The following is a 26,989-nucleotide window of genomic DNA, read 5'->3' on the forward strand; positions in this document are numbered from 1 at the left end:
TATCCTACCTATATGAGCTATTGTTATCATTTTGCTATCGGCGTTTATAACACTTACTATGCAAATGTGGATAATAGCAATATGTTCCGATTCAAATTATAAGCAGTTTTGATTAAAAATTCAATGCTTATTCTGAATAAAATTTTCTATTCAGATTTTTGCCAATGTAAAAGAGCATTCTATTCCGAATGACCGTTCCTTATTAACTTATGATTTTGTCACTTTTTGCCCTATTACATTTCCAACACAATGTCTGAAGATTATCTTCCACCGTATAACCACCCTTTGATACCGGAATGATATGATCTATCTCAAGTAGGAGATTTGGTTCCACATGAGTAGAATTACTACAGTTACAACAAGTAAAGTTATCACGGTTTTTGATAACCTCACGCAGTTTCTTTGTCATTAGAGCTCGTTGCTCTTTTGCAAAGGCACTTGCAGTAAGCTTACTTTCTAGCACCTTAATAAGTTCTACAATGGTTTCTTCTGTCATTGGTACGGTAAACGACCTCTGTGCCATTCCACCGCCAGAAGTGTATGAAAATTTGTACTCTACGGTAAGTACACTCTCATCAATGTTAGCAAATCCAAGCCTTGAATAGAACCCCGACTCATCATTCTCCATAATAAAATTAGGGACATCACCAAGGTACTGTTGATACTCTACTTTATAGTTTTCAATAATCTGTTTTGCATCTCTTAAGGTTTCAAGTTCTTCTACAAGTCGATAGAGTTTCTGGATTTGCTCAGGGTATGATTTCTTATTAGGATAGAAGTTCTTTACTACATACTCCAAAGGATTATTCTCTGCACTTGCAAATACCGTTGCAGAAACCTCCGCTGTAAAGGGTGTGATTGTCTTTTTATACGGACGAATATAGTTGTATTCATCATCCTTGGTTGTTTCATTTCGAACCACTCTGGTACCAAAGAGCTGAGAAATAGATTGTACCTTCTCGGTTATGTATTCATTGAATTCTCTCTGTGTACTCATTAGTACTTCGCAAGTATCTTTAATCTTTAAGAAACTAGGAGACTCGTAATACTCAAGTATCTTCTGGTTTATACTTACTACTTTCTCTATCTGACCCTTAAGGTGATTCATGAAGTCTCCAATAATATTCCATTCTTCACTATCAATAGTTTTAATTTTCTTGATGCTGTTAACTGTTCTATCGAACAACTGAGCAATTAAACCATCCAGCTGTTCCTGGCTACCCTTAACAACCAAAGAACCTCTATTCTCATTTGCATAATCTATGATATTATTCACATTCTCATAATATTCATGATGTTTCTGGTTCAAAGCTTCTTTTTGCTGTTCTTTTAGGTATTTATTATATTCTCCTTTACCCATAAGCAAAGATGGGTCTTTCTTAAATCTGTCTATACCATATTGGTTTACAGCTATTTCTCTTGCACCTAAATTATTTCCAGCCGAAGATATGTAATTGACGCTAATTCTGTAAGCACCTTCATTCTTCAAAACTACATCTATCTGTTTTGTAAGTCGACGGTACTGTGAACGGGATTTGTATTCATTGTTCTCAAGAAATCTCATTAAAGTCGCTGCTACATCATTTTTTCTTTTAATGATATTTTCTGCTCTTACAAGTTTTTCTCTGTTCTCTTTAAAAAACTTTATATCATCATATCTTTCCAATGTCTGACGACTTTTTACAGTTACATACTCATCAAAATAAGAAATAATATTCCAATTTGAAAACCCTAATTCTTTTAATACCTCTGCTTCCAATTGCTTATACTTTTGTTCTGTTACAATTTTAACCGTTATAATTATTACAATTATTGCTATAACTAAAAACATTCCTCTTTTTCCTTTCTAGTAAAAAATTTACTTTTTCCCTCATTTACGTTTACATTATACACCAAAGCATTGCGAAATTCAATCTTCCGCACATAGTTACAAGTAGTGGTGCTCCTACAAAGGCACGAGCGTCATCCTCCTAAAGTACTTATGGATAGGTTATAATTAATTATACAGTTAGTATTAGGACATGGTATAATAATGAAAAATGATATTTGTCCTGCTAGGATAAGTTCAACTAAAGCAATAAATTGCTAAGTTTCACTTAAAAGTAAGCAGCACTGATAATGGCACGAAAATAGAAATTATATTAGCAAATAAGTATAACTACAGTATCAGTGCAATGTGCAGAGCACTTCGCACTTCCAAGATCGTTAGTTTATTATAAAAGAAAGCTACGTAAAAATAATACAGAGTTAGAAAATAGAGTTATACAAATATTTAAGGAGAATAAGAATAACTATGGTACAAGAAAGATTAAAGTAGTTTTAGAAAGTGATAATATTATAGCCTCAAGAGCTAAGATAGGCACTATTATGAAGAAGTATGGCTTAGTATCTAATTATACCATTAAGCAATTTAAGGTACACAAATCTCCATTCAATAATGATAAGGTGGAAAATATAGTTAATATAGAATTTAAGGATAGAGAGAAATTGGATGTTGTTGTAAGTAACCTAACATACATTAATGTTGCAGGTAAATGGAACTACATAGTCTACTTATAGACTTACATATCAGATCAATAATAGGCTATTCAGCTGGTAAAAAGAAAGATTCTCAGCTTGTCTATAAGGCCTTTTCAAAATTTACATGTAACTCAAATAATGTCAATATATTCCACACCCATAAAGGGAATGAATTTAAAAATAAGATTCTAGATGAAGTTTTAGAAGCATTTAAGATAAAGAAAGCTCTTAGTAAAAAGTGGTGTCCATGTGATAATGCTGTTGCAGAAGTAACTTATAAAATACCAAAAACTGAATTTGCATACAAAAAGGTATTTAATAGTTTTGAAGAATTAGAGATGGAACTTTTTGAGTATGTGCACTGGTATAATAATCACAGAATACATGGCTCATTAAATTATACGATACCAGTGGAATATAAATTAAAGTTGTCCAAATAAAAGATGTATAGAAAAGTATTGACAATCCAGAATTTTAAATCATTGTAAGGATACTTGGTGGATTCAAATCCTTTGGACACCTATTTCTATTGTATTTGGTGCTGTATTGGCGAATTTATAGGAAAACTTCTCCAAAGCATTACTACTCCACATTTGCCTAATTCAATATAGAATAACGACAAAAATCCCTTAGCTATGAGTTACTACACACAGCTAGGGGCTTTCTAATATGGATTTATTCGTCACACAAGCATCTGTCAATTATTCTCTAACCCTAAAACCACTGGATTACAAGAATAATGGCTATTGTATGGCTGTTATCAAATTGTTATCAAAAGACTTCTCGAAATGCTTTAAGCCCGTATAAACTCGGGGTTTCTTTAGCACTTTAAATTATTCCCACTCTATTGTGCTTGGTGGTTTAGAAGTGATATCGTAAACAATTCTGTTTACTCCTTCTACTTCATTTACTATTCTACGAGAAACTTTATCTAAAACATCGTATGGTATTCTTGACCAATCTGAAGTCATTCCATCTGATGAACATACTGCTCTTAAAGCTATTGTATGACAATAAGTTCTTTCATCTCCCATAACTCCAACTGATTGGATGTTTGGTAAGCATGCAAAGTACTGCCATACTTCTCCTTGTAAGCCTGCTAATGCTATTTCTTCTCTAAATATAGCATCTGCTTCTCTTACTATAGCAAGTTTGTCTTCAGTAATTTCACCTAAGACTCTTATTGCTAATCCAGGACCTGGGAACGGTTGTCTCCAAACTAAATCGTGAGGTATTCCTAGTTCTTCTCCTACAGCTCTAACTTCATCTTTAAATAAATCTCTTAATGGCTCTATTAATGAGAATTCTATATCCTCTGGAAGACCACCTACGTTATGGTGACTCTTAATAGTAGCAGATGTATTAGTTCCACTTTCTATTACGTCAGCATAAATAGTTCCTTGAACTAAGAAATCTATTTCACCTAATTTATTTGATTCATCTTCGAAAACTCTTATGAATTCTTCACCAATGATTTTTCTCTTTCTCTCTGGATCAGAAACACCTTTTAATTTTCCTAAGAATCTTTCTTGAGCATTAACTCTGATTAAGTTCATATCAAATTGATTTTTAAATATTTCTTCAACTTGATCTCCCTCATCTTTTCTAAGTAAACCGTGGTCTACAAATATACAAGTTAATTGTTTACCGATTGCTTTATGTACAAGTACAGCAGCAACTGATGAATCAACACCACCTGATAATGCACATATAACTTTTTTATCTCCAACTAACTCTTTTACTTCTTTAATCTTTTCTTCAGCAAATGAAGACATTGACCAATCGCCTTTTACTTTACATATATCAAATAAGAAGTTATGTATTAATTCTTTACCGAATAAAGTATGTTCAACCTCTGGATGGAATTGAACTCCATATAGGTTTCTTTCTTTATTTTCAAAAGAAGCAACTGGACACTGAGAAGTTGTTCCTGTAATTTCAAATCCTTGAGGAACTGCTGATATGTAGTCAGTGTGACTCATCCAACATTGTTTTTCAGTACATCCATTGAATAATGTACAGTTTGTATTTAAATCTACATCTGTTTTTCCGTATTCTCTTATATCAGCTGTACTTACTGTACCACCTAAAGTATAAGACATTAATTGAGCTCCATAACAAATACCTAATACAGGCACGTTTAACTCAAATACTTTTTCATCTATTCTTGGTGCACCATCTTCATAAACACTGTTTGGTCCACCTGTGAAGATTATTCCTACTGGATTTTTTTCTTTTATCATTTCAGCCGTATATGTACTTGGAATAATTTCGCAATATACATTATTTTCTCTAACTCTTCTAGCAATCAGTTGTTTATACTGTCCGCCAAAATCAATTACTAGAACTAACTCTCTATTAGCCACGGATATTCCTCCCTCAATTATATTTCATTAACTTTTCATAAACATTATATCATATATTGTGGTTTCAAAAACCTAACTTACTTAATATATTAGTAAAACTATAGGTTCAAATTATAAGCTTCAGTCTAGACAACTTCAAAGGGTTAATATTACAATTTAAACCTATAGAGATATTCTTAAAAATTAGTGACCAACACTGTAGTTTGGTGCTTCTTTAGTTATATTGATGTCATGTGGATGACTTTCTCTTAAACCAGCTGAAGTTTGAACAACAAATCTAGCTGTTTCAAATAATGTTGGAAGAGTATTTGAACCTAAGTATCCCATTCCTGAACGTATACCACCTAATAATTGATATATTGTATCAGTTACACTTCCTTTGAATGGTATTCTTCCTTCTACTCCCTCTGGAACAAGCTTCTTGTTTCCTTCTTGGAAGTATCTATCTTTACTACCGCAAGCCATAGCTCCTAATGAACCCATTCCTCTGTAAACTTTGTAACTTCTTCCTTGATATATTTCAACTTCTCCTGGAGCTTCTTCACATCCTGCAAATAATGATCCCATCATACAAACCTTAGCACCAGCTGCTAAAGCCTTAACGATATCTCCTGAGAATTTTAATCCACCGTCAGCAATTACTGGAACCCCATGTTTATTAGCTTCTTCTACGCAATCCATAACAGCTGTTAATTGAGGTACTCCAACCCCTGCAACAACTCTTGTTGTACAGATTGATCCTGGTCCTATACCAACCTTAACACAATCTGCTCCAGCTTCTATTAAATCTTTAGTAGCTTCTGGTGTAGCAATGTTACCAGCTATAACTTGAAGTTCTGGATATTTAGATTTTATTAATTTTACTCCTTCAATTACACCCTTAGAATGTCCGTGAGCTGTATCTAAAACTACTACGTCAACTCCTGCGGCAACTAAAGCTTCTACTCTCTCAAGCATATCAGCTGTAATTCCAATAGCTGCACCACATAATAATCTTCCTCTTTCATCCTTAGCTGCATTTGGGAACATTATAGTTTTTTGAATATCTTTTATTGTAATTAATCCAACTAAATTATTTTCTTCATCTACTAATGGAAGCTTTTCAATTTTATGTTGTTGTAAAATAACTTTAGCTTCGTCTATAGAAGTTCCGCCCTTAGCTGTAATTAAGTTTTCACTTGTCATTACTTCTTTTATTAATTTTGAATAGTCTGTTTCATAAGCTATATCTCTGTTAGTTATGATACCAACTAATTTATTATCAGTTGTAACTGGAACACCTGAAATTCTGTATTTTTTCATAAGTGCTAAAGCATCTTCAACTGTATTTTCTGGTGAAAGTGAGAAAGGATTAGTAATTACTCCATTTTCTTGTCTTTTAACAGTATCAACTTCCATAGCTTGTCTTTCTATACTCATATTCTTATGGATTATACCGATTCCACCTTCTCTTGCCATAGAAATAGCCATTTTAGATTCTGTTACTGTATCCATACCAGCACTCATAAGAGGAATATTTAACTTTATCTTTTTAGTTAAATTAGTTTTTAATGAAACCTCTCTTGGTAGGATTTCAGATTTATTAGGAATTAATAAAACATCATCAAATGTGTAAGCTTGTTTAAGTATTATTGCCATAATTATTACCTTCCTTTCTTATTTTTAATAGATAAATAAATTTAGTTCTAATTCGTATATCTTTTGCTCATAATATTTTTCACTCTTTGAATATTCATTATTTTCTATATAATGTATATATTTTTAATAAGATTTCTTCTTATTATATATAAATAATAATTCTCATCTAATATAAACCTTTTTATTAGTTAATTTTAGATATAAAAAAATACCTAATTATCCTTTTCTAAAATTTATATTCTAAGAAAAAGCTAAATAGGTATGATTATCCCTATATTTATAGCTTCTCATAGATAGAAATTTAAGGTTTCTAGTAGATACTCCCTGCCATATTCAAGGATTATATGAAAATTAAATATTATTTGCTTTAAGTATTTGTCGTTTTAATTATTAATAATTATAATAGTGAAATTTAATGCTTTTGTCAATGCAATTTTTAAAAAAACTTTTAAAGATTTTATGATTTTTTTAATTCATTTTATATTGTATAAGATTTTTAAATTTCGTTTTTTATTAACATCATATCTTTTTCTTAATATTCTATCATATATCAACTTATATCGTTAGGCTTTTTTATGGTTTTATTTGAATTTTTTATGATTTTTTATTTTCAATGTTCATATTTCATTCTTTTATTGATTTTATTTTCTTTGTGAATTATGAATTTTATTATTCATTTTTTATTATTTTTTATAATTTTTGATTTTTTTAATTCATTTTTTCTTTAATTCTTCTTGTCTTTAATCTTATTATTTCATATTTTAAAAGCTATTTTTTCCATAAATTGAATAGTTTTTTAAATTCTATTTATCTCCATGATTATTTATAACTTTATTATTTAAATAAAAATTTTATTTTATAAAAAATGGTACTCATAAATTATGAGTACCATTTTAAAATTACGCAATGTGAAATTAGTACATTCCACCCATTCCGCCCATGCCTTCCATACCTGGAGTTGCGGCAGATTTTTCTGGAATATCAACAACAGCTGCTTCTGTAGTTAAGAATGTAGCAGCAACTGATGATGCATTTTGTAATGCAGATCTAGTTACTTTAGTTGGATCTACTATTCCGCTCTTTAACATATCAACATATTCTTCTTTATATGCATCAAATCCTACGCCTCTAGCGCTATTTCTGATTTTTTCTATTATAACAGAACCTTCTAAACCAGCATTCTTAGCTATTTGTCTAACTGGCTCTTCTAATGCTCTAACTATGATATTAATACCAACTTGAATATCACTGTTTTCGCTATTTAACATGCTAACTTCATTAATAGCATTGATATAAGCAGTTCCTCCACCTGGAACTATACCTTCTTCAACTGCTGCTTTTGTAGCTGCTAAAGCATCTTCAATTCTTAGTTTTCTTTCTTTTAATTCTGTTTCTGTAGCTGCACCAACTTTGATAACTGCTACTCCACCTGCTAATTTAGCAAGTCTTTCTTGTAATTTTTCTCTATCGAATTCAGAAGTTGTCTCAGCAATTTGAGCTTTTATTTGATGAATTCTTCCTTCGATTTCTGATTTATTTCCTCTACCATTAACTATAGTAGTAGTTTCTTTAGAAACCTTAATGCTTTCTGCTCTTCCTAACATTTCGATCGTTACTTCTTTTAAGTCTCTTCCTAACTCTTCTGAAACAACCTCTGCACCTGTTAATGCAGCTATATCAGCTAACATTTCTTTTCTTCTATCACCGAATCCTGGAGCCTTAACAGCTACACATGTGAAAGTACCTCTTAATTTGTTAACTATTAATGTAGATAAAGCTTCACCTTCAATATCTTCAGCTATAATTAATAATTTTCTTCCTTGTTGAACTATTTGCTCTAATACTGGAAGAAGGTCTTGTATGTTTGAAATCTTTTTATCTGTAATTAAGATATATGGATCTTCTAAAACTGCTTCCATTTTTTCTGGATCAGTTGACATATATGCACTTAAATATCCTCTATCAAATTGCATACCTTCAACAACTGTTAATTCAGTACCCATTGATTTAGATTCTTCTATAGTAATAACACCTTCATTACCTACTCTTTCCATCGCATCTGCTATAAGTGTTCCAATTTCCTCATCAGCAGCAGAAATAGCAGCAACTCTAGCAATATCTTCTTTTCCATTTATAGGCTTAGAAACAGCCTTAATTTCTTCTACAGCCTTATTAACAGCCATTCTTATTCCGTTTCTAATTAGCATTGGGTTAGCACCTGCTGTAACATTCTTTAAACCTTCTCTAATTATTGCTTGTGCTAATAATGTAGCTGTAGTAGTACCGTCACCTGCTATATCATTAGTTTTAGTAGCAACTTCTTTAACTAATTGTGCTCCCATATTTTCAAAAGCATCTTCTAACTCTATTTCTCTTGCAATTGTAACACCATCATTAGTAATTAAAGGTGATCCAAATTTTTTATCTAATACTACATTTCTTCCTTTAGGTCCTAAAGTAACTTTAACTGTATCAGCAAGTTTATCAACACCTCTTTGCATACTTCTTCTTGCTTCTTCATTAAATAAAATAGTTTTAGCCATTATAAAAAACCTCCTAATAATCTATATAAAACTTTTAATCTCTCTATTATTTATCTATTACAGCTAAAATTTCATCTTGTCTTACAACAATGTATTCTATGCCGTCTAATTTTATTTCAGTACCTGCATATTTAGAGAATAATACTCTTTCTCCAACTTTAACTTGCATAGTAACTTCTTTACCTTCAACAACTCCTCCTGGTCCAACAGCCATAACCTCAGCTTCTTGTGGTTTCTCTTTAGTAGTAGTAGCTAAGATAATTCCGCCCTTAGTTGTTTCCTCTGCTTCAACTCTCTTAAGTACTACTCTATCTCCAAGTGGTCTTATATTCATATTATAATCCTCCTTAAATGTTGTATATTGTATAATTGAATTTTTGATATCTTAATTTAAACTCAATTAACTAAATATTATAAACCTATTTTAATAATATAATCAATAATATAAAGAATTAATAGCTTTAACTACTCCCCCCTTAACCACTGATATAGTATCAATTTTACAATTCTTTTCTTATGTTCTGTTAGCACTCATTGCAATGGAGTGCTAATTAATATAATATTATAGTAATTAATTGAATCATCTTAATCAAACCTTATTATCTTATATTTAAAGCTATTTTCTTTAAATATATTGGATTTGAGGAATTTATTATGCTTTTTCTTAGTTTTATAAACCTTTGCACTCTTTTATATTATCTTTTATATAGAAAAATAATACAACATTTTTTTAACTTTTATTTTCTTTTTTTAATTAACCTTTTATTTTTATAAAGTTATTAATAAATTTATTTTTATTTGAATTTATTAATATTTTGATTATATTTCCATGCTTTTAGTCAATAATTTAAAAGGAATAATTTGTAACATAACTTTGATTATATCATATTTATATATGACATTTATAAAATTGCAAAAGGAGTATGAGTTTATGTCTTATAAAAAATTTTATAATATTTTTTCTCCCTTTATATTAACTATAACAATTATATTAATAACTATAAATTTAATTATATTATATAAGCCACTCTATTATGTAAAAATAGACTCTTTAAACTTAACAAATTTTAATTCTAAAGAGAACATAATAAGAAATTATGATTATATTATTGATTACTTATACGACTTTCCTAAAAATAATAAAGGCGAAGACTTTAACCTTCCTACGTTACCCTCTTCACCTGAAGGAAAATCTCATTTTAAAGATGTGCAAAAACTTATTTTTAAAATGAATCTTTGCTTAGGTCTTAGTTCCTTATTATCTGCTATTATTGTAATGAAATCTATCAAGGATAAATACTTTAAAATATTAAAGCATACTTCTCTATGTTTAATATTGCTTCCAATAGCACTAGTACTTCCTATCCTTATAAATTTTCATAGTAGCTTTACCTTATTTCACAAATTATTCTTCAATAATAGTAATTGGCTTTTTGACTCTCAATTTGATCCAATTATAAAATTACTACCACAAAATTTCTTTTTATATATGAGTATATGCATAATAGGTTCTTTAATTTTCATTAGTATCACACTTTATGTTTCTTATACTTTTATAAACATAAGAAATAAACGCAAAGATTACGCTTTATGTTAATACTCAATTTCCATTAAATATAAGTTTTTTAGAATATAAATTCAAAATCTTATTGAATATACTAACTCTATTAAATAAAAAAACAAGGCTGTGGTACTAAAAATAAATTTCATCTTATATTGTATTTTAAGCTAACCTCTAGATACAATATTTTGCACATGAATTTATTAATATCACAGCCCATTTTATAGTTTTATTCTTATATCTTATTTTTTCTCTTTTCCATCTTCTTTGCTATGTTTTTTATGTTCACTTATATAACTCATAATCTTATCTTTTTTAATAAAGGTCATAACTAATATAATAACAACTATTATCCCTACTATTATCAAACTTTTCATATCTCGTTCTATTACCTTCGATCCAAAATAAGATGATAAGAAAAGTGCTGGAATTCTAGCAATGGTTGAAAGCATTAAAAAGTCACTTAAGGATATTTTAGAGATTCCAGCTACATATGCTAGTAAATCCTTAGGAACTCCTGGAATTAAATATAAAATAAATAATCCTATTCTATATCTATTACTATTTAATTTTTCTTCATAATATAGAATCTTTTCCTTAGAAATTATCTTTCCTACAAACTTTTTTCCCAAGGTTCTAGCTATAAAAAAGCAAATAGCACTTCCTAAAGTTATTCCTATTAAGGAATAAACAAATCCCCAAAGATATCCAAATAAGTATCCTCCAGAAATTTGTATAACTTCACCTGGAATTGCAAAAATAACAACTTGTAATATTTGAAGAATTATAAAAACCAACACACTATGGTTTTCATATTTATTAATAAAATTTCTAACTGTTTCAAAATCACTAAACTTAATTACTAAGGGTCCTATGTAATCTTTAAGTATATATATACAGGCCACTACAACAATTACTGCTAATAAATATTTTCCCCAGTGATTCTTTAAATGTTCCTTAAATTTCTTAATTTCATCCACATATATCACCCATTCTTATAATTATTCTCCATCGATATTTATGTTATTTTCTCTAGCATTATAAAATAAATATTGTTGTGCAAATCCTGATAAATCTCCAAACTTTTCTCTAGCAAAAACTCTAATTTTAGGTAAAGATACATCCGGTGCAAGATAGAAAAATTGCATCGCTCTCTTTACCCAAACATCAACTGGAAATGCTGAATACTTTTCCATAGAAAAAAGCATTATACAATCAGCAACCTTAGGTCCTACTCCACTAAATCTTTGTAAAGCTTTATGACATTCATCTGCACTTAACTCTTTTATTACTTGTAAATCCTCTTCATTATTCGCAAGTCTTTCTACAGTATTAGCTATATATTTAGCTCTGAAACCAGTGCCACACTTTTCTAGCTCTTCAAGAGTTACATTCTTTAAATCCTCTACTGTCGGGAAAGTATAATACTTTTTATCTTTATATGTTAATTCTTTTCCCCACTTATTGCTTATATTCCATATAGCTCTTTTTATCATAGGTATTCTATTATTGGCAGAGATTATAAAAGAAATTAACATTTCAAAAGGATCTTGCTTAAGTATTCTTATTCCATAGCCAAATTCAACAGATTCCTTTAGTATCGGATCCTTACTTAATTCACATTTAATTTCACCATAATCTCTATTCAAGTCAAAGTACTCTAACCATATATTTTCAAAGTCTTCTTTATTAGTGTTATATATTATTATATCCTCATCTCTTTCCTCTAACTCAATTACTCTACCAAAAGCCACACATATATAATTTCCATTTGGCTCTACATGCCATCTAAAAGCCTGCCCGCACTCAAATACATGTTTTACATTAAAATTTCTTACATCTTTTAAAATAACTCCATTATCTATTGTCTCTACAGATACAAAATCCATATCCTTTCCCTCCATGCTCTACTAATTTATCTTCTAATACTTATTTTAATCAAATTCTAATATATTAAACCTAAAGCTTTATCTTTAATAGCTTTTATTTAAACTATATATAAGATCATTAAATACCCATATTGTTATGTGTAAAATTTTAAAATAAACTCTTTGTAATTTTATTCTTTTACAAAGTTACTTAATCCTTCCTCCTTATTTTAATACAAAAGGCATTATAATTTCAATAAGTTATGTTTAAATAATTATTATCTATTGATATTATTTATTATTTGTAGTATTATATATTCATACAAGGCAATATATTCACTTTCCTATGATGATAGTATTAAAAATGCTTTATTTTTCACTTTTAGACAATAAGAAATCAGCTTTGAACTCCTCAAAGCTGATTTCTATTTTTATTATATAAAGTTTTTACTAAACTATTTTATATTAAACTTATCAAACTATACATCAAGTTAGCAGCTATACCAGCAACTATTCCTCCTAAGAATTGAGTAGCTATTGCTTGCTTAACTAAATCTCTTTCTCCTATAGCTTCCATCATACCAACATGTACTGTTATAAATCCAGCATTACATATACCCATAGCAGTAAATACAGCTATATCCTTTGCAACAGCAGTTCCTGATGCTATCATATCTTGAACTATACCTAATGAAGCACCAACAGAAGCTAATGAAGTTACTGGGAATGCTACTCCTGATGGATCAGTAAATCCAAACAATGGTTTTAATATAAATGATAACTTTTCTCCTGCCCATGGGAAGAAACCAATACCTTCATATGCAGCACCTGTATAACCACCTACTGGAGCTGTTTTAGCTAACATCATTATAAATGTACAAATTACAACAACCCCTGGAATAATTGTCATTGCTGTTTGTACTCCTGTTTTACCACCATCTAATAAAGCTTGAAGAGCTCTCTCTGAAGCAGATCCTTCTCTTACTTCTCTAAATTTTAATATATCATATCCTTCTGTATCTTCATCAATTGCATTTGCATCTGGTCCATAGACCTTTTTGCTACATCTTAACATTAATCTAACACTTACAACTCCACCTATAATTGCACATATATTTCCAACTAGTACAGCCATACCTAAAGGCATATCTGAAGTAGATTGTGTAAGCATAAATGTTGTAACTATAAGTCCCATACCAAATACTGTTCCTAAGTTAACTAAAGCAGGTACTTGATATCTTTTTAGGTATTTTAAAAAACCTTTATCTTGAGCTAATGGTACTATTGATGGGTTATCTGATAGATAAGTAGTAACTGCACCAACAGATACAACCCCCGGTAAATTAAATAAAGGTTTCATTAAAGGATAAAATATTTTATTAAGTATTGCAGCAACCCCAAATTCTGATAGTAAAGATGTGATTGCACCAGCTATAACTATAACCGCCATCAAAAACCATATTGTGTTTAATACTATGTCATGTCCCGTATTCATCATTGTCTTGAACATAAATGCCAATCCCATTTTCCAAGCCATTAATCCAAAGAACCCTATAATCACAACTAAAGCCACATAAGACTCAGTGGTAATTATTTTTTTAAGTTTCTTTTCTTTTACCCCAGTACTAACTTTTACATTTTCAGCCACAATAAATCCCCCTTAAAATTTAAATTATACCAATATTAAGATTAAGCGATTAATCTTAACATAGAATACCGTTTTAAATAAAAAATTCTTCTCCCCATAAAACTTCATAATTATCAAAACATATTCATTTATCCACATTCTAACATCGCTATAATATTTTTTCAATATGTCTCTTAAAATTTTGTGCATTAATTTTAAATTTTCTTAATATTCTTTTAATTATTTTACTATTTATTTATATTTTAGATATTTTTTCCACCAATATATATTATGGTATTTTCTTATAAAATATTTATGATAAATAGTATTTAAATAAAAATTTTTTTAAATAAAAAAATTCCAGAGTGGCACATTACTCTGGAATTTAATGATTTAGGACTTTTTACATGCGAATTTTAAATTCGTATATATTAACTTATAAAAATAAGTTATTTACTTAAGAACTCATCTATAGCTGCAGCTGCATTTTTACCTGCACCCATAGCTAAAATAACTGTTGCCGCACCTGTTACAGCGTCTCCACCAGCATAAACTCTTTCTTTTGAAGTTAAACCAGTTTCTTCTTCAGCAACGATACATTTTCTCTTATTGATATCTAATCCCTTTGTTGTAGCTGGGATTAATGGGTTTGGAGATGTTCCTAAAGACATTATTACAGTGTCTACATCAAGGATAAATTCAGAACCTTCAATAACTGTTGGTCTTCTTCTTCCTGATTCATCAGGTTCTCCTAATTCCATTCTTACACACTTCATACCGCAAACATTACCTTTTTCATCTGCGATGATTTCAGTTGGGTTAACTAATAAATCTAAAATTACTCCCTCTTCTTTTGCGTGGTGAACTTCTTCAATTCTTGCTGGAAGTTCTGATTCTGATCTTCTATAAACTATATGAGCTTCGTCAGCACCTAATCTTAATGCAGTTCTTACAGCGTCCATAGCAACGTTTCCGCCACCAACTACTGCAACTTTGTTACCAACTCTAATTGGTGTGCTATGATCGTCTTTGAAAGCTTTCATTAAGTTTGTTCTTGTTAAGTATTCGTTAGCTGAGAATACTCCATTGAAGTTTTCTCCTGGAATACCCATGAATTTAGGAAGACCTGCACCTGAACCTACGAATACAGCATCAAATCCTTCTTCTTCTAATAATTGATCTATTGTAACTGTTCTACCAACAACTACATTAGTTTCTATTTTAACGCCTAATTTCTTAACGTTTTCAACTTCATGTTTAACAACAGTATCTTTTGGTAATCTGAATTCTGGAATACCGTAAACTAAAACTCCGCCAGCTTCATGTAAAGCTTCGAATATAGTTACATCGTATCCTCTCTTAGCTAAGTCACCAGCACAAGTTAATCCTGCAGGACCACTTCCTATAACTGCAACTTTCTTACCTTTGCTTTCTTCTTTAGCAGATAAGTCAACGTTATTTTCTCTTGACCAGTCTGCTACAAATCTTTCTAATTTTCCTATAGCAACAGCTTCACCTTTGTTCCCAAGTACACATTTGCTTTCACATTGTAATTCTTGAGGACATACTCTACCACATACTGCTGGTAATGCACTGTATTTTGCTACTGATTTTGCAGCTTCTGCAAATTCTTTATTTTTTACGTGTTGTATAAATTCTGGAATATTTATTGAAACCGGACACATACTTACACATAAAGGTTTTTTACAATTTAAACATCTTGAAGCTTCTGCTACTGCTTCTTCTTCAGTATAGCCTAAACAAACCTCTTTAAAGTTTCTAGCTCTTTCTTTTGCGTCTTGCTCACTAATTGGTACTCTTACTAAATTTAATGCCATTATTTTGTACCCCCTAATTTACACTCTTTATCTATTTCTTCAGTTTTATACATGCCTGATCTTCTCATTGCTTCATCAAAGTTAACTTTATGTCCATCAAATTCTGGTCCGTCAACACAAGCAAATCTAGTTTCACCATCAACAGTTACTCTACAAGCACCACACATACCTGTACCGTCAACCATTATAGGGTTTAAACTAACAATTGTATTTATTCCTAATTTTTCAGTAGTTTTGCAAACGAATTTCATCATGATCATTGGTCCTATTGCAACTACTAAATCATATTTTTTACCTTGATTTAATACTAATTCTTCAATTAAGTTTGTAACTAAACCTTTGAATCCATAAGATCCATCATCTGTAGCTACATAAGTAGTTCCTGAAACAGCCTTCATTTCTTCTTCTAAAATAACTAATTCTTTAGTCTTAGCACCGATTATAACGTCTGCTTCTATGCCGTGTTCATGTAACCATTTAACTTGTGGATATACAGGTGCTGTACCAACTCCACCAGCTACAAATAGCATTTTTTTATTTTTAACTTCTTCTATGTTCTCATGAACGAATTCTGATGGTTGTCCTAATGGACCAACGAAATCTGCAAAGTAATCGCCTACTTCATATTTCATCATTTCTTTAGTAGAACATCCTAGTGCTTGTACAACTATTGTAATAGTACCTCTTTCTAAATCATAATCACAAATAGTTAATGGAAGTCTTTCACCCTTCTCATCCATTTTAACTATGATAAATTGTCCTGGTAAAGCTGATTTTGCTACTCTTGGAGCCTCAATATCCATTAGAAATATTTGAGGAGCTAGTTGTTTCTTTTCAACAATTTTGTACATTTTAATTCCTCCATACCTACTATTTAAATTTTTTAATTTAATTAACATATATTTATTTAAAACTTAATATAAGAATTATATTATTTTTATATTTTTACACTGCAAAGGACAGGGAATAGATAGACTTAGTTTTATGCTATCTATTCCCTGTCCTTTTATCTGAAAGTTTCCTTAATATGTAATACCACTTACACCTTAAGTTTCTCCGTCGATGTTCATAGTTAAATGAATCTCTCCAGGGATGTGTCTAAATGTTGTACATAACCTGAAAGCTTCTGATATAAGCCATAGCATAACCTACTCATTTCTTCTCCGGTTATTAATCACTCGATTAATATCTCCAATCATTCTTCATCCACACAATATTGCGTTATATATAAATAATCAATTGTTAAAAGCTTATCTATATCTGTATATGATTTTATAATTTTATAATACTTTAGTCAAGTGTAAATTGTTTTAATTTTTCAACTAATAAGCAAACTTCATAAATATTGTGAATATTTATGAAAATCCTCTCTGTTTTAAGATGCTTATGGAATATTTATTCACGTCGATAAGGGTAGCTGATTTATAAGCTACCCTACTATCTATTCTTCTTTATCTATTATTGATTTATTCTTATAATTTGTCGAATCATTCAATAAGCAACTAAGTGTAAGTAAACTTTCACTTAAATGAACATTTTCCACTATTACATCAGCAGGTACTTCTAAGTCAACTGGTGCAAAGTTCCATATTCCTCTTACATCATTAGCTGTAAGAACATCACAAATAGATTGCGCACTTTCCTTAGTTACACAAATTATTCCTATGTCTATACTATTGTCTTTTAAATATTCACTTAGGAAATCAATATCCTGTATTTCTATATCTCTTATTCTAAGACCTATTAACTTTGGATTTCTATCAAATATTCCACATATTCTAAAGCCTATCTTTTCAAAATACAAATAATTAGCAACTGCTTGCCCTATATTTCCTGAGCCTATAAGGACCATTTTATATTCTTCTGTTAAGCCTAGTATATTTCCTATTTGTTCATATAAATCTTTTATGTTGTAGCCATAACCCTGTTGACCAAAATCACCAAAACAGTTAAGATCTTGCCTTATTTGAGATGCTGTAAACCCAATTTGCTCACTTAATTCTTTTGAAGAAATTCTTGCAACTCCACTTTTTAATAGTTCTCTTAAATATCTATAGTATTTAGGTAATCTCTTTATAACCGCCATAGATATATTCTTTTTTCGATCCATAATTACACCCCCTTAGGTTGTGTCCTTTAGCCATAAATTAAAACTTTTGACTTTAATAAAGTCATTTATTCCGTAACTTTTATCATGATTATATGATATTATTAGCAAATATATATGTCAAGATGTTATTTTTTTAACTATCATTTTTTTTTATTTTTCTTGTATTTTTCATTGTAATGAATATGCTTTTTTAGGTTATATAACTGTATACATTACCATTTGAATTATGTTTAAGCATTTATTGACACATTTCTTTTTTTAAAAAAATTAAAATTTTCATAATATTTTTTCATTTTCCTAAAATACACTTGTATTTTTTATTATATTTTTATCAAAGAACTAATTGCTTTCTTCTTTGTACTTAAAGTACATTTTGAACTTTAACCCCCACTTAAAATTCACTTTTTATATTTAAGTAATATTTCTTATTCTCTACTTTCTACCTTTTCAGTTCTTATTCTCAATATAAATCCTATTTAAATCCTTCCTTACTTTTACTTATTAATGTAGATTTATACACATTATCTTTAATTTGTTATATAATTTTCTCTTTACTACTGATATAATTAGTAAAAATGGGGATTAAGGGGGAAATCTAATGATTAATGATACTCTATTAACAAGAATTAATGAATCTATGCCTTTGCAAATCAACGAAATCTCTGCAAGTTATGATGAGGATAAAGTAGGAGAATTCTTTTCTAAGACTCTTCTACCAGGGCTTAAATTTAAAATAAGAGAAGCTAATATACCAGCTCAAATACTGAAGTCTTGGAACTATTACTTATTAAAGTTATATGCTTTAAGTCCAGAAGCTACTGCCTACTGTATAAAGGATATGAAAAATCATTTTCATAACTTAATAGAAAATGAAGCAAAAGTAAAAAGTCTTGGTGATGGTTGCTCTAAAAATGTGATTTTAACACCAGAGTTTTGTACAGTATGGTTTAAAACTAGTATTTTAGTGCTTTTGAATAACTTATTACAGGATGAAGATTATGCTAAGGAAGTTGCTATATATTTAGAGGATAACTATTTTAACTTAAACAATGAATTAAGAGTTTTTTTCTTTAAATAATTATTCATTGAATTATTTTCTTAGAGAGATGAAATATTTTATTTCATCTCTCTTTTTAATTAATTTTTTATTATTTATTTTCCTTTTCTTCAATATAGGGTAAAATATTTCATATATGCCTTTTTATATTTTTTTGAACTTGAAAAATACTTTAACTGAAATGTTAATTTAGATATAAACTTCTTATTACTTTCATTATATAAATGAATTAAAGGTGGTGCATAAAATTATGACTGTTTTAAGTTGTAAGGATATAAACAAAAGCTATGGTATTGATGTAGTATTAAATAAAGTTACTTTTAGTATTAATGATGGTGAAAAAGTTGGGTTTGTTGGTGCTAATGGCGCAGGTAAATCTACTCTTTTTAAAATATTAACTGGTGAACTTACTCATGATAGTGGTGAACTTTACTTTGAAAAAGGTAAAAAAGTAGGTTATTTATCTCAGCATCTTTCTTTAGGAGATGCAACTATATACGAAGAACTACTTTCTGTTTTCTCAGAGCTTCTAAACTTAGAAAAAAAGATGGTAGATTTAGAAATAAAAATGAAAGAACCCTATGATGAAAGTAAAGAAGATTATCATAATAAAGTAATAAAGGATTATACAACTGCTTGTGACATGTATGAAATGAAGGGTGGATACACTTACAAAGGTGAAATTTCACGTGTATTAAAGGGCTTAGGTTTTACAGAATCTGATTTTGATAAGACTATTTCTATTTTAAGTGGTGGTCAAAAAACTAGGGTTGCTCTATGTAAATTGTTATTGACTCACCCTGATATTTTACTTATGGATGAGCCTACTAACCACTTGGATTTAAATGCTATAGAATGGTTAGAGGAATATCTTAAGTCCTATAAAGGTACAGTTATTGTAATTTCCCATGATAGATTCTTTTTAGATGCAATTACTGATAAAACTATAGAGCTATTAAATGGTGTTGTATACATATACAATGGTAACTATACAAAGTTTATAGATTTAAAAAAGAAAAATATTGAACTTCTTCAAAAATCTTATGACCTTCAACAAGCTGAAATAAAAAGACAAGAAGAAATAATAAAAAAATATAAATCTTTCAACCGAGAGAAAAGCATTAAAGCTGCTGAAAGTAGACAAAAGGCATTAGATAAAATAGAAAGAATTGAAGCCCCTACTATAGAAAAAGAAATAACTCACTTTAACTTCACTCCTGAAATAAAAAGTGGTAATGATGTTCTTCATATAGAAAACCTAAGTAAAAGCTATGGTGAAAAACTTTTATTTTCTAACCTAGATATGGATATAAAGCGTGAAAATAAAATAGCTATAATAGGTGAAAATGGTAGAGGTAAAACAACTTTATTCAAAATAATAATGGATAATATTAAAGCTGACTCAGGCATTAAAGTTTTAGGTAAAAATGTGGATATTGCTTATTATGACCAAGAGCAATCTAATCTTAATCCTGAAAAAACAGTTTTAGATGAAGTTTGGGATGATTTCCCAGAATTAACTGTAACTAAAGCTAGAAGTGCACTTGCAGCATTCTTATTTCAAGGTGATGAAGTTTTTAAAACTATCTCTTCTTTAAGTGGAGGAGAAAAATGTAGAATTAACCTTTTAAAATTAATGCTTTCTAATAGTAACTTCTTACTTCTAGACGAACCTACAAACCACTTAGATATTATGTCTCGTGAAGCTCTAGAGGATGCTCTTTTAGGATATGAAGGAACAGTTTTAGTAATATCTCACGATAGATACTTCTTAAATAAAATTATAACTAGAATATTTGAATTAAATATTGATGGAATAAAAGAATATTTAGGGAATTATTCTTACTATGTAGAAAAGAAAAATAATCCTACTAGATTTCAAACTATTGATGAGGTAACTGATGGGAAAACCAAAACTCAAATTCAGCAAGAGAAAAAGAAAAAGCGCGAGATTGAGAAAGAAGAAAAGCAAAAAAAATTAAGACTTAAATCTATAGAAAAGGAAATAGCGGATACTGAAGAGGAGCTAGAAAATCTTCAAGCTCAACTATGTCTTGAAGAAGTTTACTCAAATCCAACTAAAACCTTAGAAGTAAATACTCTATTATCTTCTACTAATGAAAAATTATCTTCTTTGTATGAAGAATGGGAAGAACTAGTTTAAATTTATAAATAAAAAGTAGAAGCAGATTTGTTGAATTACAAATCTGCTTCTACTTTTACACTATGAGCTTACTTAATAAGTTTAATTTTAATATATACTTTAATATTGACTTCATCATATCAAATTAGTTTTAAATTATTACTGAAATATATGAATTTTAATTAGAACTCCTCTATTCTTAATCTAAAATTTATTCTAATACTCCCAGTAATATATTTATATTAGTAATATATAATTCATTAAATTCTTTTATATCATATTTTTTATTTTCATTTCCAACTAAAATTTTATAAGCTGGCTTTTTATATTTATGAATAAAGTAACTTTTACATGTCCCATATTCTTTTTTATTATTTATTTTATACCCACTTACTTTACAAAACTTTTCTGCCATATGCTTACTTACCTTCAAGTCTTTATCCACATATTTATATGATATATTATCCCCAAAGGTATCATAACAAAGCATCATATCAAATTTATTTTCTTCCATACAATAAGCTATTGCTCTAGTTTCCGGTTCACAAAATGCTTCTATTCCTCCATAGTTTTTACTACTTGGGCACTTCACATTAAGCTTACTACTTTCACTCTTACCCTTTTCAAAAGCTATATCATAATTTAAGTTTAAATCAATTCCTCTTATGTTACTATGCCATCCTTTTGAAAAGTCCTTTTCTTTATTCCACTTAACTATCCTACTATAATATGGATTTTTCTTGGTTATACCATTTAAATTGATTTCTATACCATCAGGATTTACCATGGGAACTATACATAAAGTATATTTATTCCAGATACCTTCTATATCTTTACCTTTAAAATCTCTTTTCATAGTATAAGCTTTACAATAATCCTCTATAAATTTCATAAGTAATAAGGATGTTATTGAACTCATTCCATCATGTGCAGCATTGTAAAACACCTTTATATCGCCCTTACCTAGCTTTATGCAGTATATTTCTTTATCCATAACCGTTTTACCAATTATCTCATGCTCCATAAAAGGATACCTAATTTTTAATCCCTTTATCATTTTTCTCATCATTTCATAACTACATTCCACATGACTTCTTACAATATCATTTTTAAATGGTATTATTATTTCCTTATTTTTAACTTCCTCTATACTTCCATACTTAAGATTTGAAATTAACAATGTATCTAAATCACACTTAAACTTATCACAGATTTTCTTCCATGTATCTTCTTTTTCAACTACATATATGTCGTATCCTAATACTATTTTCTCTATAATTTCATAGGTTGTCTTATCTACAATACCTGTTGGCAATAATCCTTTAGATAATTGAAACTTTCTAACAGCTTCCTCTGTACTATCCTCGAATACCCCTGTAATGCTTACATCTCTGTATCCTAAACTATATAGAAAGCTCTGAATTTCTTTTATTTCATATCCCTTACTACCCTTTGAATAAAGCATATCTTACAACTCCCTAAATTATTTCTTATAGCTATCTTATGATTTTTAAAGTCGCTATGTGATTATATTAGGATTTTTTATTACAATATATTTTTAAGCTCTTTTTTTATTCATATATTTATAAATAAACCAATAAGATAATCCTATTAAAATTCCTCCACCAACAAAGTTTCCTAAAGTTACAGGAATCAAATTAGAGAATATATGTGAAATATCTATTTTACTTAATTGTTCTAAGCTTAAATGACTAGCGGCTATATATTCTTCTGTACCCTTTGCTAATAACCCTGCTGTTAAGTAATACATATTAGCAACACAGTGCTCAAAACCAGTTATTACAAAAGCCATTATCGGGAAAAAAGCCATAAATATTTTTCCTACTATATCTTTAGACGCATAGCTTCCCCATACAGATAAACATACTAATACATTACATAAAACTCCACTTGCAAAGGCTTTTCCAAATCCCATAGTTGACTTTTTATATGCTACCTTAAGAATATATCCCCCTAAGGCTGCATCGTTTAAGGAAAACGCTCCACTAAAATATATAAGTAAAGTTATAAATACCGCCCCTATATAATTTCCTATAAAAACTATAAGAAGATTTTTCAAAAGATCTATAATTGAAATTCTTCTTTCAGCATAGGCTACAGACAATAAACAATTTCCTGTAAATAATTCCGCACCACAAATAACAACAAACATAAGTCCAATTGGGAATACTATTCCCGCTATCAATTTAGCTAATCCAAAATTAGTAATAGAATGCGATGCCACCTGAGAAGCAAAAGCCCCTAATGATATAAACATTCCTGCAAGAAATGCTAAAACTAAAGTTTGTAAAAAACGGTTGTTTGACTTAGTTACACCCATCTCCTCTACATAATTGCATACTTCACCAGGGCCTAACATTTTTTTGTCCATTATATTTTCCTCCTATAATTCCCTTTAAACAATAATTAAAACTATATTTTTATATAAACTTACCTTTCAATTATATTTAAGTTTAAAAACTTGGTCAACTTACTTGTTTTGGTATTTTTATTCATATTTTTTTAGTTTTTATTTGATTCCATGCATTTTTTATTTACATTTATTTTTTTTATGGTAAAATGTTCTTGTGGCTAAAACAATACATTTTGTCGAATACATTATTTTAGCTATATAAAATACATAAAGCTAAGATGTAATAACTTACATCTATTAACTTTATGATTAACCGGTAAACAAAAGAAAAATACTATAACTTTAATAGTCTTTCAAATGAAAAGCTATACTTATTTTAAAATATTAACTACGCTTTTCTACATAAATTATTAATTTAAATAAACTTAATATTGAAATATATAATTTAAACATACCTGTATATTTAAATTATTATAAATAAACATTTGATTAAGTAGCAAATATACAAAGAATAAATATTAAATTACAAAAGCTAAAACTCAATTAACGCAAGAATATATTAATTAACGTAAGATAATGTACATTAACCCATAATAGATTTTAATTGACATATGTGCTAGTTATACTAGACACAAAAATAAGCCATAGAACACTATGGCTTATTTTTATAAATTTGCATAATAATACTTATATTTATTTTTAATATCTGAAGTTATATTATTATTATTTATATCATATAACTCCAAAGATGGAATTACGGCATACCCTTTAGATCTATCTATTGGTTGTGCTACTATAAATGGATCCCTATTCTTAGGTAAATTTATTTTATATTCCTTATTTTCTATAGTTACTTTTCTATATTCTATTTCATTTCCATAGTTGTATCCACATATTATAAAATAGTCATTCTTATAAGTTCTTATAAAAGACTCTAAAAACAAAGACGACGTCCCAGTTATTCTATTATATTTATACTTATTATTCATGCCTTTAGTAAACTCACATAACCATATTTCATCCTTTTGTTTAAAAAATACTAATTTTTTATTATCTATATTAATTACTTCTTTTATATCCTTACTATTAATTTGTGAATCTATACTTTTACTTGTAATTTCACTATTATTTATAAAATCTATAACTTCATCTTCTGCTATATAATAATTACCCTCTATTTTAAAAATTAAAACAGATATAAGTATAGCTCCTGTGATTACTATTAAACCGTTTAACCTTTTCATTACATACCCCCTATATATTTTTTCCCAAAGACTATTATATATCCACATATTGTTACTTTTCAATATTTTTTTACTTTATTTTCACTTTTTACGCTGTTTTCTTTAATTTCTTAATAAAACTACAAATTATTTTCTTCATTCGTTGATTATATATAATCTGCCATTAAATATTTTATAACATTTTTTATAATTAAAAATATTTTCGACATTCTTTTATTTATATAAAATTATATTTTTATTTTTTATATTTGAATTTAATTCTCAATAGATTTAACCTATAAATCCAAGTTCACTAATCGATATTTTATATACTAAGCGACAAATATTGAATTTTTTATTTTTTATTACTAAAATATACATTGTTGATTATTTTATGAAATTAAACATTATATTTTATTTTGTGACATTATTTTAAAATTTCTTGGGAGGAATTTATAATGAAAAAAAGAAAAATTCTAAGCGTTCTTTTAGCAAGTATTTTTACACTTACTCTTATGGGTTGTGGAAATACTTCAGATAATAAAGATACAGGTAAAACGGATGGTCAAAAATCTGAAGCTACAGCTAAAGTTAAAGATGGCGGAACTATGGTTTTTAGATCTGCTACAGATCCAACTTGCCTAAATCCATTTTTTCAAAGTAACAGAATAACTTTTACTGTAAATAATGCTCTTTTTGATCCTTTATTTGTAGTAGATACTAATGAAACTAGAAACTATCTTGCAGATAGTCTTAAGATTTCAGATGATAATCTTACTTATACTGTTAAATTAAAAAATAACCTTAAATGGCATGATGGTCAAAAAATCACTGCTGATGATATAGTCTTTACAGTTAATGCAATTCAAAACGAAAAAAATGCAATTGCTGACAGAGAGTCTTTTGTTATAGATGGAAAAAACATTGAAGTTAAAAAAATTGATGACTTAACAGTTGAGTTTAAATTACCTCAAGCCTTTGCACCATTTGATAGTAGCCTTGGTAGTTTAACACCTATACCAAAACATATTTTCGAAAATGAATCAGATTTAGCAAAATCTGAAAAAAATAATACCCCTGTTGGTTCTGGACCATTTAAATTTAAAGAATGGAAAAAAGGTGAAGCACTTACTCTTGAAAGATTTAATGACTATTATCTTGGTAAACCTCATTTAGAGAGCCTTGTATACAGAATTATACCTGATGATAATACTGCTAAAATTGCCTTTGAAAATGGTGAAGTTTCAGCAACTTATTTATCAGAAGAAAACTACAAAAAAATGTCTTCTGATGAAAAGTTTACTACTCATGCTTTTGATGAAGGAATGTTACTATACCTTAACTATAATATGAAAAATAAAGATTTGAAAAATCCTGATGTTCGTAAAGCAATTTCTTATGCTCTTAATAAAGATGAGATTATAAAATCTAGCTATGAAGATCCTAAAAATACTCAAGTTGCTAATTCAGTTTTAGTACCTAGCACTAAATACTATACTGACTCTGTAACTAAGTATGATAATAATGTTGAAAAAGCAAAAGAACTTTTAAAGAAAGCTGGATGTGAGAATTTAAAATTAAATTTCCAATATATAAGTGGAAAAAGCGATGAAAAAATTGCTCAAATAATTCAACAACAACTTAAACCAGTTGGTATAGATGTAGAGCTTCAAGCTTTAGATGCTAATACTTTCTATGCAAAGTTTGATGGTCAAATGGAAAGAGACTTTGACTTAGTTTTAAATGGTTATGTACTTGGAGTAGATCCTAATGGTTATGCAAATGCATTTACTACTAAAGGACCTTACAATATAATAGAATACTCTAACCCTGAAGTTGATAAATTATTTGAAGATGGTGCTGTAGAGTCAGATACTACTAAAAGAAAATCTATATATGAAAAAGCACAAAAGTTAATATCTGATGATGCTCCAGTATACCCTATCAACTATAGTAAATCCTTTGTTGGAGTTAATGCTAAGTTTGGTGGTATTAAAGAAGCTAAAACAGTTCCTATCTATATGTTTGAAGATTTATCAAAACTTTATATGGTAGAAAAATAATTTTTTAGCTATGACCTATTAATTTATACTAGATTGCTTTTTATTAATAATATATTAT

The 26,989-nt window shown here is 28.8% G+C and carries 20 protein-coding genes and 2 riboswitches; of the genes, 6 read left to right on the forward strand and 14 right to left on the reverse strand.

From position 1 onward, the window contains the following. Positions 1 to 202: 202 nt before the first annotated feature. On the reverse strand, positions 203 to 1,831 hold the full coding sequence (locus BUA48_RS15775) for an HNH endonuclease (protein WP_072831330.1): 1,629 nt from the start codon (positions 1,829 to 1,831) through the stop codon (positions 203 to 205). A gap of 338 nt (positions 1,832 to 2,169) precedes the next feature. Here BUA48_RS15775 and BUA48_RS15265 point away from each other — a divergent pair, with 338 nt between their 5' ends. Next, entirely contained in the window at positions 2,170 to 2,559 is a 390-nt protein-coding gene (locus tag BUA48_RS15265) for an IS3 family transposase (protein WP_178138955.1), read from the forward strand. After that, positions 2,535 to 2,960: an IS3 family transposase gene (locus BUA48_RS06925; protein WP_084666135.1), complete on the forward strand. Its 426-nt coding sequence runs from the start codon at positions 2,535 to 2,537 to the stop codon at positions 2,958 to 2,960. The genes BUA48_RS15265 and BUA48_RS06925 overlap by 25 nt, the downstream gene beginning before the upstream one ends. 393 nt (positions 2,961 to 3,353) lie before the next feature. On the opposite strand, the gene guaA is transcribed toward BUA48_RS06925, so the two are convergent. The 4 genes from guaA to BUA48_RS06945 all read right to left on the reverse strand — a co-directional run bounded on the left by guaA (position 3,354) and on the right by BUA48_RS06945 (position 9,401). Beyond that, positions 3,354 to 4,886, reverse strand: a complete 1,533-nt coding sequence (gene guaA / locus BUA48_RS06930; RefSeq protein ID WP_072831331.1) for a glutamine-hydrolyzing GMP synthase — start codon at positions 4,884 to 4,886, stop codon at positions 3,354 to 3,356. A 183-nt stretch (positions 4,887 to 5,069) separates the two neighbouring features. Further along, on the reverse strand, positions 5,070 to 6,524 hold the full coding sequence (gene guaB, locus BUA48_RS06935) for an IMP dehydrogenase (protein WP_072831332.1): 1,455 nt from the start codon (positions 6,522 to 6,524) through the stop codon (positions 5,070 to 5,072). 270 nt (positions 6,525 to 6,794) lie between these two features. Beyond that, a riboswitch (purine riboswitch) is annotated at positions 6,795 to 6,892 on the reverse strand. Between the two features lie 546 nt (positions 6,893 to 7,438). Next, positions 7,439 to 9,067: a chaperonin GroEL gene (gene groL, locus BUA48_RS06940; RefSeq protein WP_072831333.1), complete on the reverse strand. Its 1,629-nt coding sequence runs from the start codon at positions 9,065 to 9,067 to the stop codon at positions 7,439 to 7,441. Positions 9,068 to 9,113: 46 nt separating this feature from the next. Then, positions 9,114 to 9,401 (reverse strand): co-chaperone GroES, encoded by a 288-nt coding sequence (locus BUA48_RS06945; protein WP_072831334.1) that lies wholly within the window; start codon positions 9,399 to 9,401, stop codon positions 9,114 to 9,116. Positions 9,402 to 9,998: 597 nt separating this feature from the next. Here BUA48_RS06945 and BUA48_RS16020 point away from each other — a divergent pair. Next, entirely contained in the window at positions 9,999 to 10,664 is a 666-nt protein-coding gene (locus tag BUA48_RS16020; RefSeq protein WP_072831335.1) for a TIGR01906 family membrane protein, read from the forward strand. A 206-nt stretch (positions 10,665 to 10,870) separates the two neighbouring features. On the opposite strand, the gene BUA48_RS06955 is transcribed toward BUA48_RS16020, so the two are convergent. The 6 genes from BUA48_RS06955 to BUA48_RS06980 form a co-directional block, all read right to left on the reverse strand. Further along, entirely contained in the window at positions 10,871 to 11,608 is a 738-nt protein-coding gene (locus BUA48_RS06955) for a TVP38/TMEM64 family protein (RefSeq protein WP_072831336.1), read from the reverse strand. Positions 11,609 to 11,629: 21 nt separating this feature from the next. After that, positions 11,630 to 12,517 (reverse strand): DNA-3-methyladenine glycosylase family protein, encoded by an 888-nt coding sequence (locus BUA48_RS06960; RefSeq protein WP_072831337.1) that lies wholly within the window; start codon positions 12,515 to 12,517, stop codon positions 11,630 to 11,632. 439 nt (positions 12,518 to 12,956) lie between these two features. Beyond that, on the reverse strand, positions 12,957 to 14,144 hold the full coding sequence (locus BUA48_RS06965; RefSeq protein WP_143147680.1) for a CD0519/CD1768 family membrane protein: 1,188 nt from the start codon (positions 14,142 to 14,144) through the stop codon (positions 12,957 to 12,959). 428 nt (positions 14,145 to 14,572) lie between these two features. After that, positions 14,573 to 15,961 (reverse strand): NADPH-dependent glutamate synthase, encoded by a 1,389-nt coding sequence (gene gltA / locus BUA48_RS06970; protein ID WP_072831339.1) that lies wholly within the window; start codon positions 15,959 to 15,961, stop codon positions 14,573 to 14,575. Next, a complete protein-coding gene (locus BUA48_RS06975) occupies positions 15,961 to 16,812 on the reverse strand; it encodes a sulfide/dihydroorotate dehydrogenase-like FAD/NAD-binding protein (RefSeq protein ID WP_072831340.1) in 852 nt (283 codons plus the stop codon). Before BUA48_RS06975 ends, gltA begins: the two co-directional genes overlap by 1 nt. Positions 16,813 to 16,949: 137 nt before the next feature. Further along, positions 16,950 to 17,061: riboswitch (glycine riboswitch) on the reverse strand. A gap of 341 nt (positions 17,062 to 17,402) precedes the next feature. Then, positions 17,403 to 18,071 carry a redox-sensing transcriptional repressor Rex gene (locus BUA48_RS06980; RefSeq protein WP_072831341.1) on the reverse strand — a complete coding sequence of 223 codons (669 nt, stop codon included), beginning with the start codon at positions 18,069 to 18,071 and terminating at the stop codon, positions 17,403 to 17,405. Positions 18,072 to 18,669: 598 nt separating this feature from the next. Here BUA48_RS06980 and BUA48_RS06985 point away from each other — a divergent pair. Together BUA48_RS06985 and abc-f are read left to right on the forward strand one after the other, a co-directional pair. After that, entirely contained in the window at positions 18,670 to 19,149 is a 480-nt protein-coding gene (locus tag BUA48_RS06985) for a hypothetical protein (RefSeq protein WP_072831342.1), read from the forward strand. 229 nt (positions 19,150 to 19,378) lie between these two features. Further along, a complete protein-coding gene (abc-f, locus tag BUA48_RS06990; protein WP_072831343.1) occupies positions 19,379 to 21,292 on the forward strand; it encodes a ribosomal protection-like ABC-F family protein in 1,914 nt (637 codons plus the stop codon). Positions 21,293 to 21,482: 190 nt separating this feature from the next. On the opposite strand, the gene BUA48_RS06995 is transcribed toward abc-f, so the two are convergent. The 3 genes from BUA48_RS06995 to BUA48_RS07005 form a co-directional block, all read right to left on the reverse strand. Next, positions 21,483 to 22,736 (reverse strand): M14 family zinc carboxypeptidase, encoded by a 1,254-nt coding sequence (locus BUA48_RS06995; protein ID WP_072831344.1) that lies wholly within the window; start codon positions 22,734 to 22,736, stop codon positions 21,483 to 21,485. A gap of 93 nt (positions 22,737 to 22,829) precedes the next feature. Beyond that, a complete protein-coding gene (locus BUA48_RS07000; protein ID WP_072831345.1) occupies positions 22,830 to 23,663 on the reverse strand; it encodes a formate/nitrite transporter family protein in 834 nt (277 codons plus the stop codon). 647 nt (positions 23,664 to 24,310) lie between these two features. Next, a complete protein-coding gene (locus tag BUA48_RS07005) occupies positions 24,311 to 24,889 on the reverse strand; it encodes a hypothetical protein (protein WP_072831346.1) in 579 nt (192 codons plus the stop codon). 437 nt (positions 24,890 to 25,326) lie between these two features. Here BUA48_RS07005 and BUA48_RS07010 point away from each other — a divergent pair, with 437 nt between their 5' ends. Further along, complete coding sequence (locus BUA48_RS07010) at positions 25,327 to 26,931, forward strand: ABC transporter substrate-binding protein (RefSeq protein ID WP_072831347.1); 1,605 nt, start codon at positions 25,327 to 25,329, stop codon at positions 26,929 to 26,931. Positions 26,932 to 26,989: the final 58 nt, after the last annotated feature.

Origin of the sequence: Clostridium collagenovorans DSM 3089 (genome assembly GCF_900130005.1) — a bacterium.
GTDB classification, from domain to species: Bacteria; Bacillota; Clostridia; order Clostridiales; family Clostridiaceae; genus Clostridium_D; species Clostridium_D collagenovorans.

What these genes read in the sequence shown, in the direction of transcription:
- BUA48_RS15775 (WP_072831330.1), bottom strand. Translation starts at nt 1,831, where the DNA reads ATGTTTTTAGTTATAGCAATAATTGTAATAATTATAACGGTTAAAATT.
- BUA48_RS06925 (WP_084666135.1), top strand. Translation starts at nt 2,535, where the DNA reads ATGGAACTACATAGTCTACTTATAGACTTACATATCAGATCAATAATA.
- guaB (WP_072831332.1), bottom strand. Translation starts at nt 6,524, where the DNA reads ATGGCAATAATACTTAAACAAGCTTACACATTTGATGATGTTTTATTA.
- groL (WP_072831333.1), bottom strand. Translation starts at nt 9,067, where the DNA reads ATGGCTAAAACTATTTTATTTAATGAAGAAGCAAGAAGAAGTATGCAA.
- BUA48_RS06945 (WP_072831334.1), bottom strand. Translation starts at nt 9,401, where the DNA reads ATGAATATAAGACCACTTGGAGATAGAGTAGTACTTAAGAGAGTTGAA.
- BUA48_RS16020 (WP_072831335.1), top strand. Translation starts at nt 9,999, where the DNA reads ATGTCTTATAAAAAATTTTATAATATTTTTTCTCCCTTTATATTAACT.
- BUA48_RS06960 (WP_072831337.1), bottom strand. Translation starts at nt 12,517, where the DNA reads ATGGATTTTGTATCTGTAGAGACAATAGATAATGGAGTTATTTTAAAA.
- gltA (WP_072831339.1), bottom strand. Translation starts at nt 15,961, where the DNA reads ATGGCATTAAATTTAGTAAGAGTACCAATTAGTGAGCAAGACGCAAAA.
- BUA48_RS06975 (WP_072831340.1), bottom strand. Translation starts at nt 16,812, where the DNA reads ATGTACAAAATTGTTGAAAAGAAACAACTAGCTCCTCAAATATTTCTA.
- BUA48_RS06980 (WP_072831341.1), bottom strand. Translation starts at nt 18,071, where the DNA reads ATGGATCGAAAAAAGAATATATCTATGGCGGTTATAAAGAGATTACCT.
- BUA48_RS06985 (WP_072831342.1), top strand. Translation starts at nt 18,670, where the DNA reads ATGATTAATGATACTCTATTAACAAGAATTAATGAATCTATGCCTTTG.
- abc-f (WP_072831343.1), top strand. Translation starts at nt 19,379, where the DNA reads ATGACTGTTTTAAGTTGTAAGGATATAAACAAAAGCTATGGTATTGAT.
- BUA48_RS06995 (WP_072831344.1), bottom strand. Translation starts at nt 22,736, where the DNA reads ATGCTTTATTCAAAGGGTAGTAAGGGATATGAAATAAAAGAAATTCAG.
- BUA48_RS07000 (WP_072831345.1), bottom strand. Translation starts at nt 23,663, where the DNA reads ATGGACAAAAAAATGTTAGGCCCTGGTGAAGTATGCAATTATGTAGAG.
- BUA48_RS07005 (WP_072831346.1), bottom strand. Translation starts at nt 24,889, where the DNA reads ATGAAAAGGTTAAACGGTTTAATAGTAATCACAGGAGCTATACTTATA.
- BUA48_RS07010 (WP_072831347.1), top strand. Translation starts at nt 25,327, where the DNA reads ATGAAAAAAAGAAAAATTCTAAGCGTTCTTTTAGCAAGTATTTTTACA.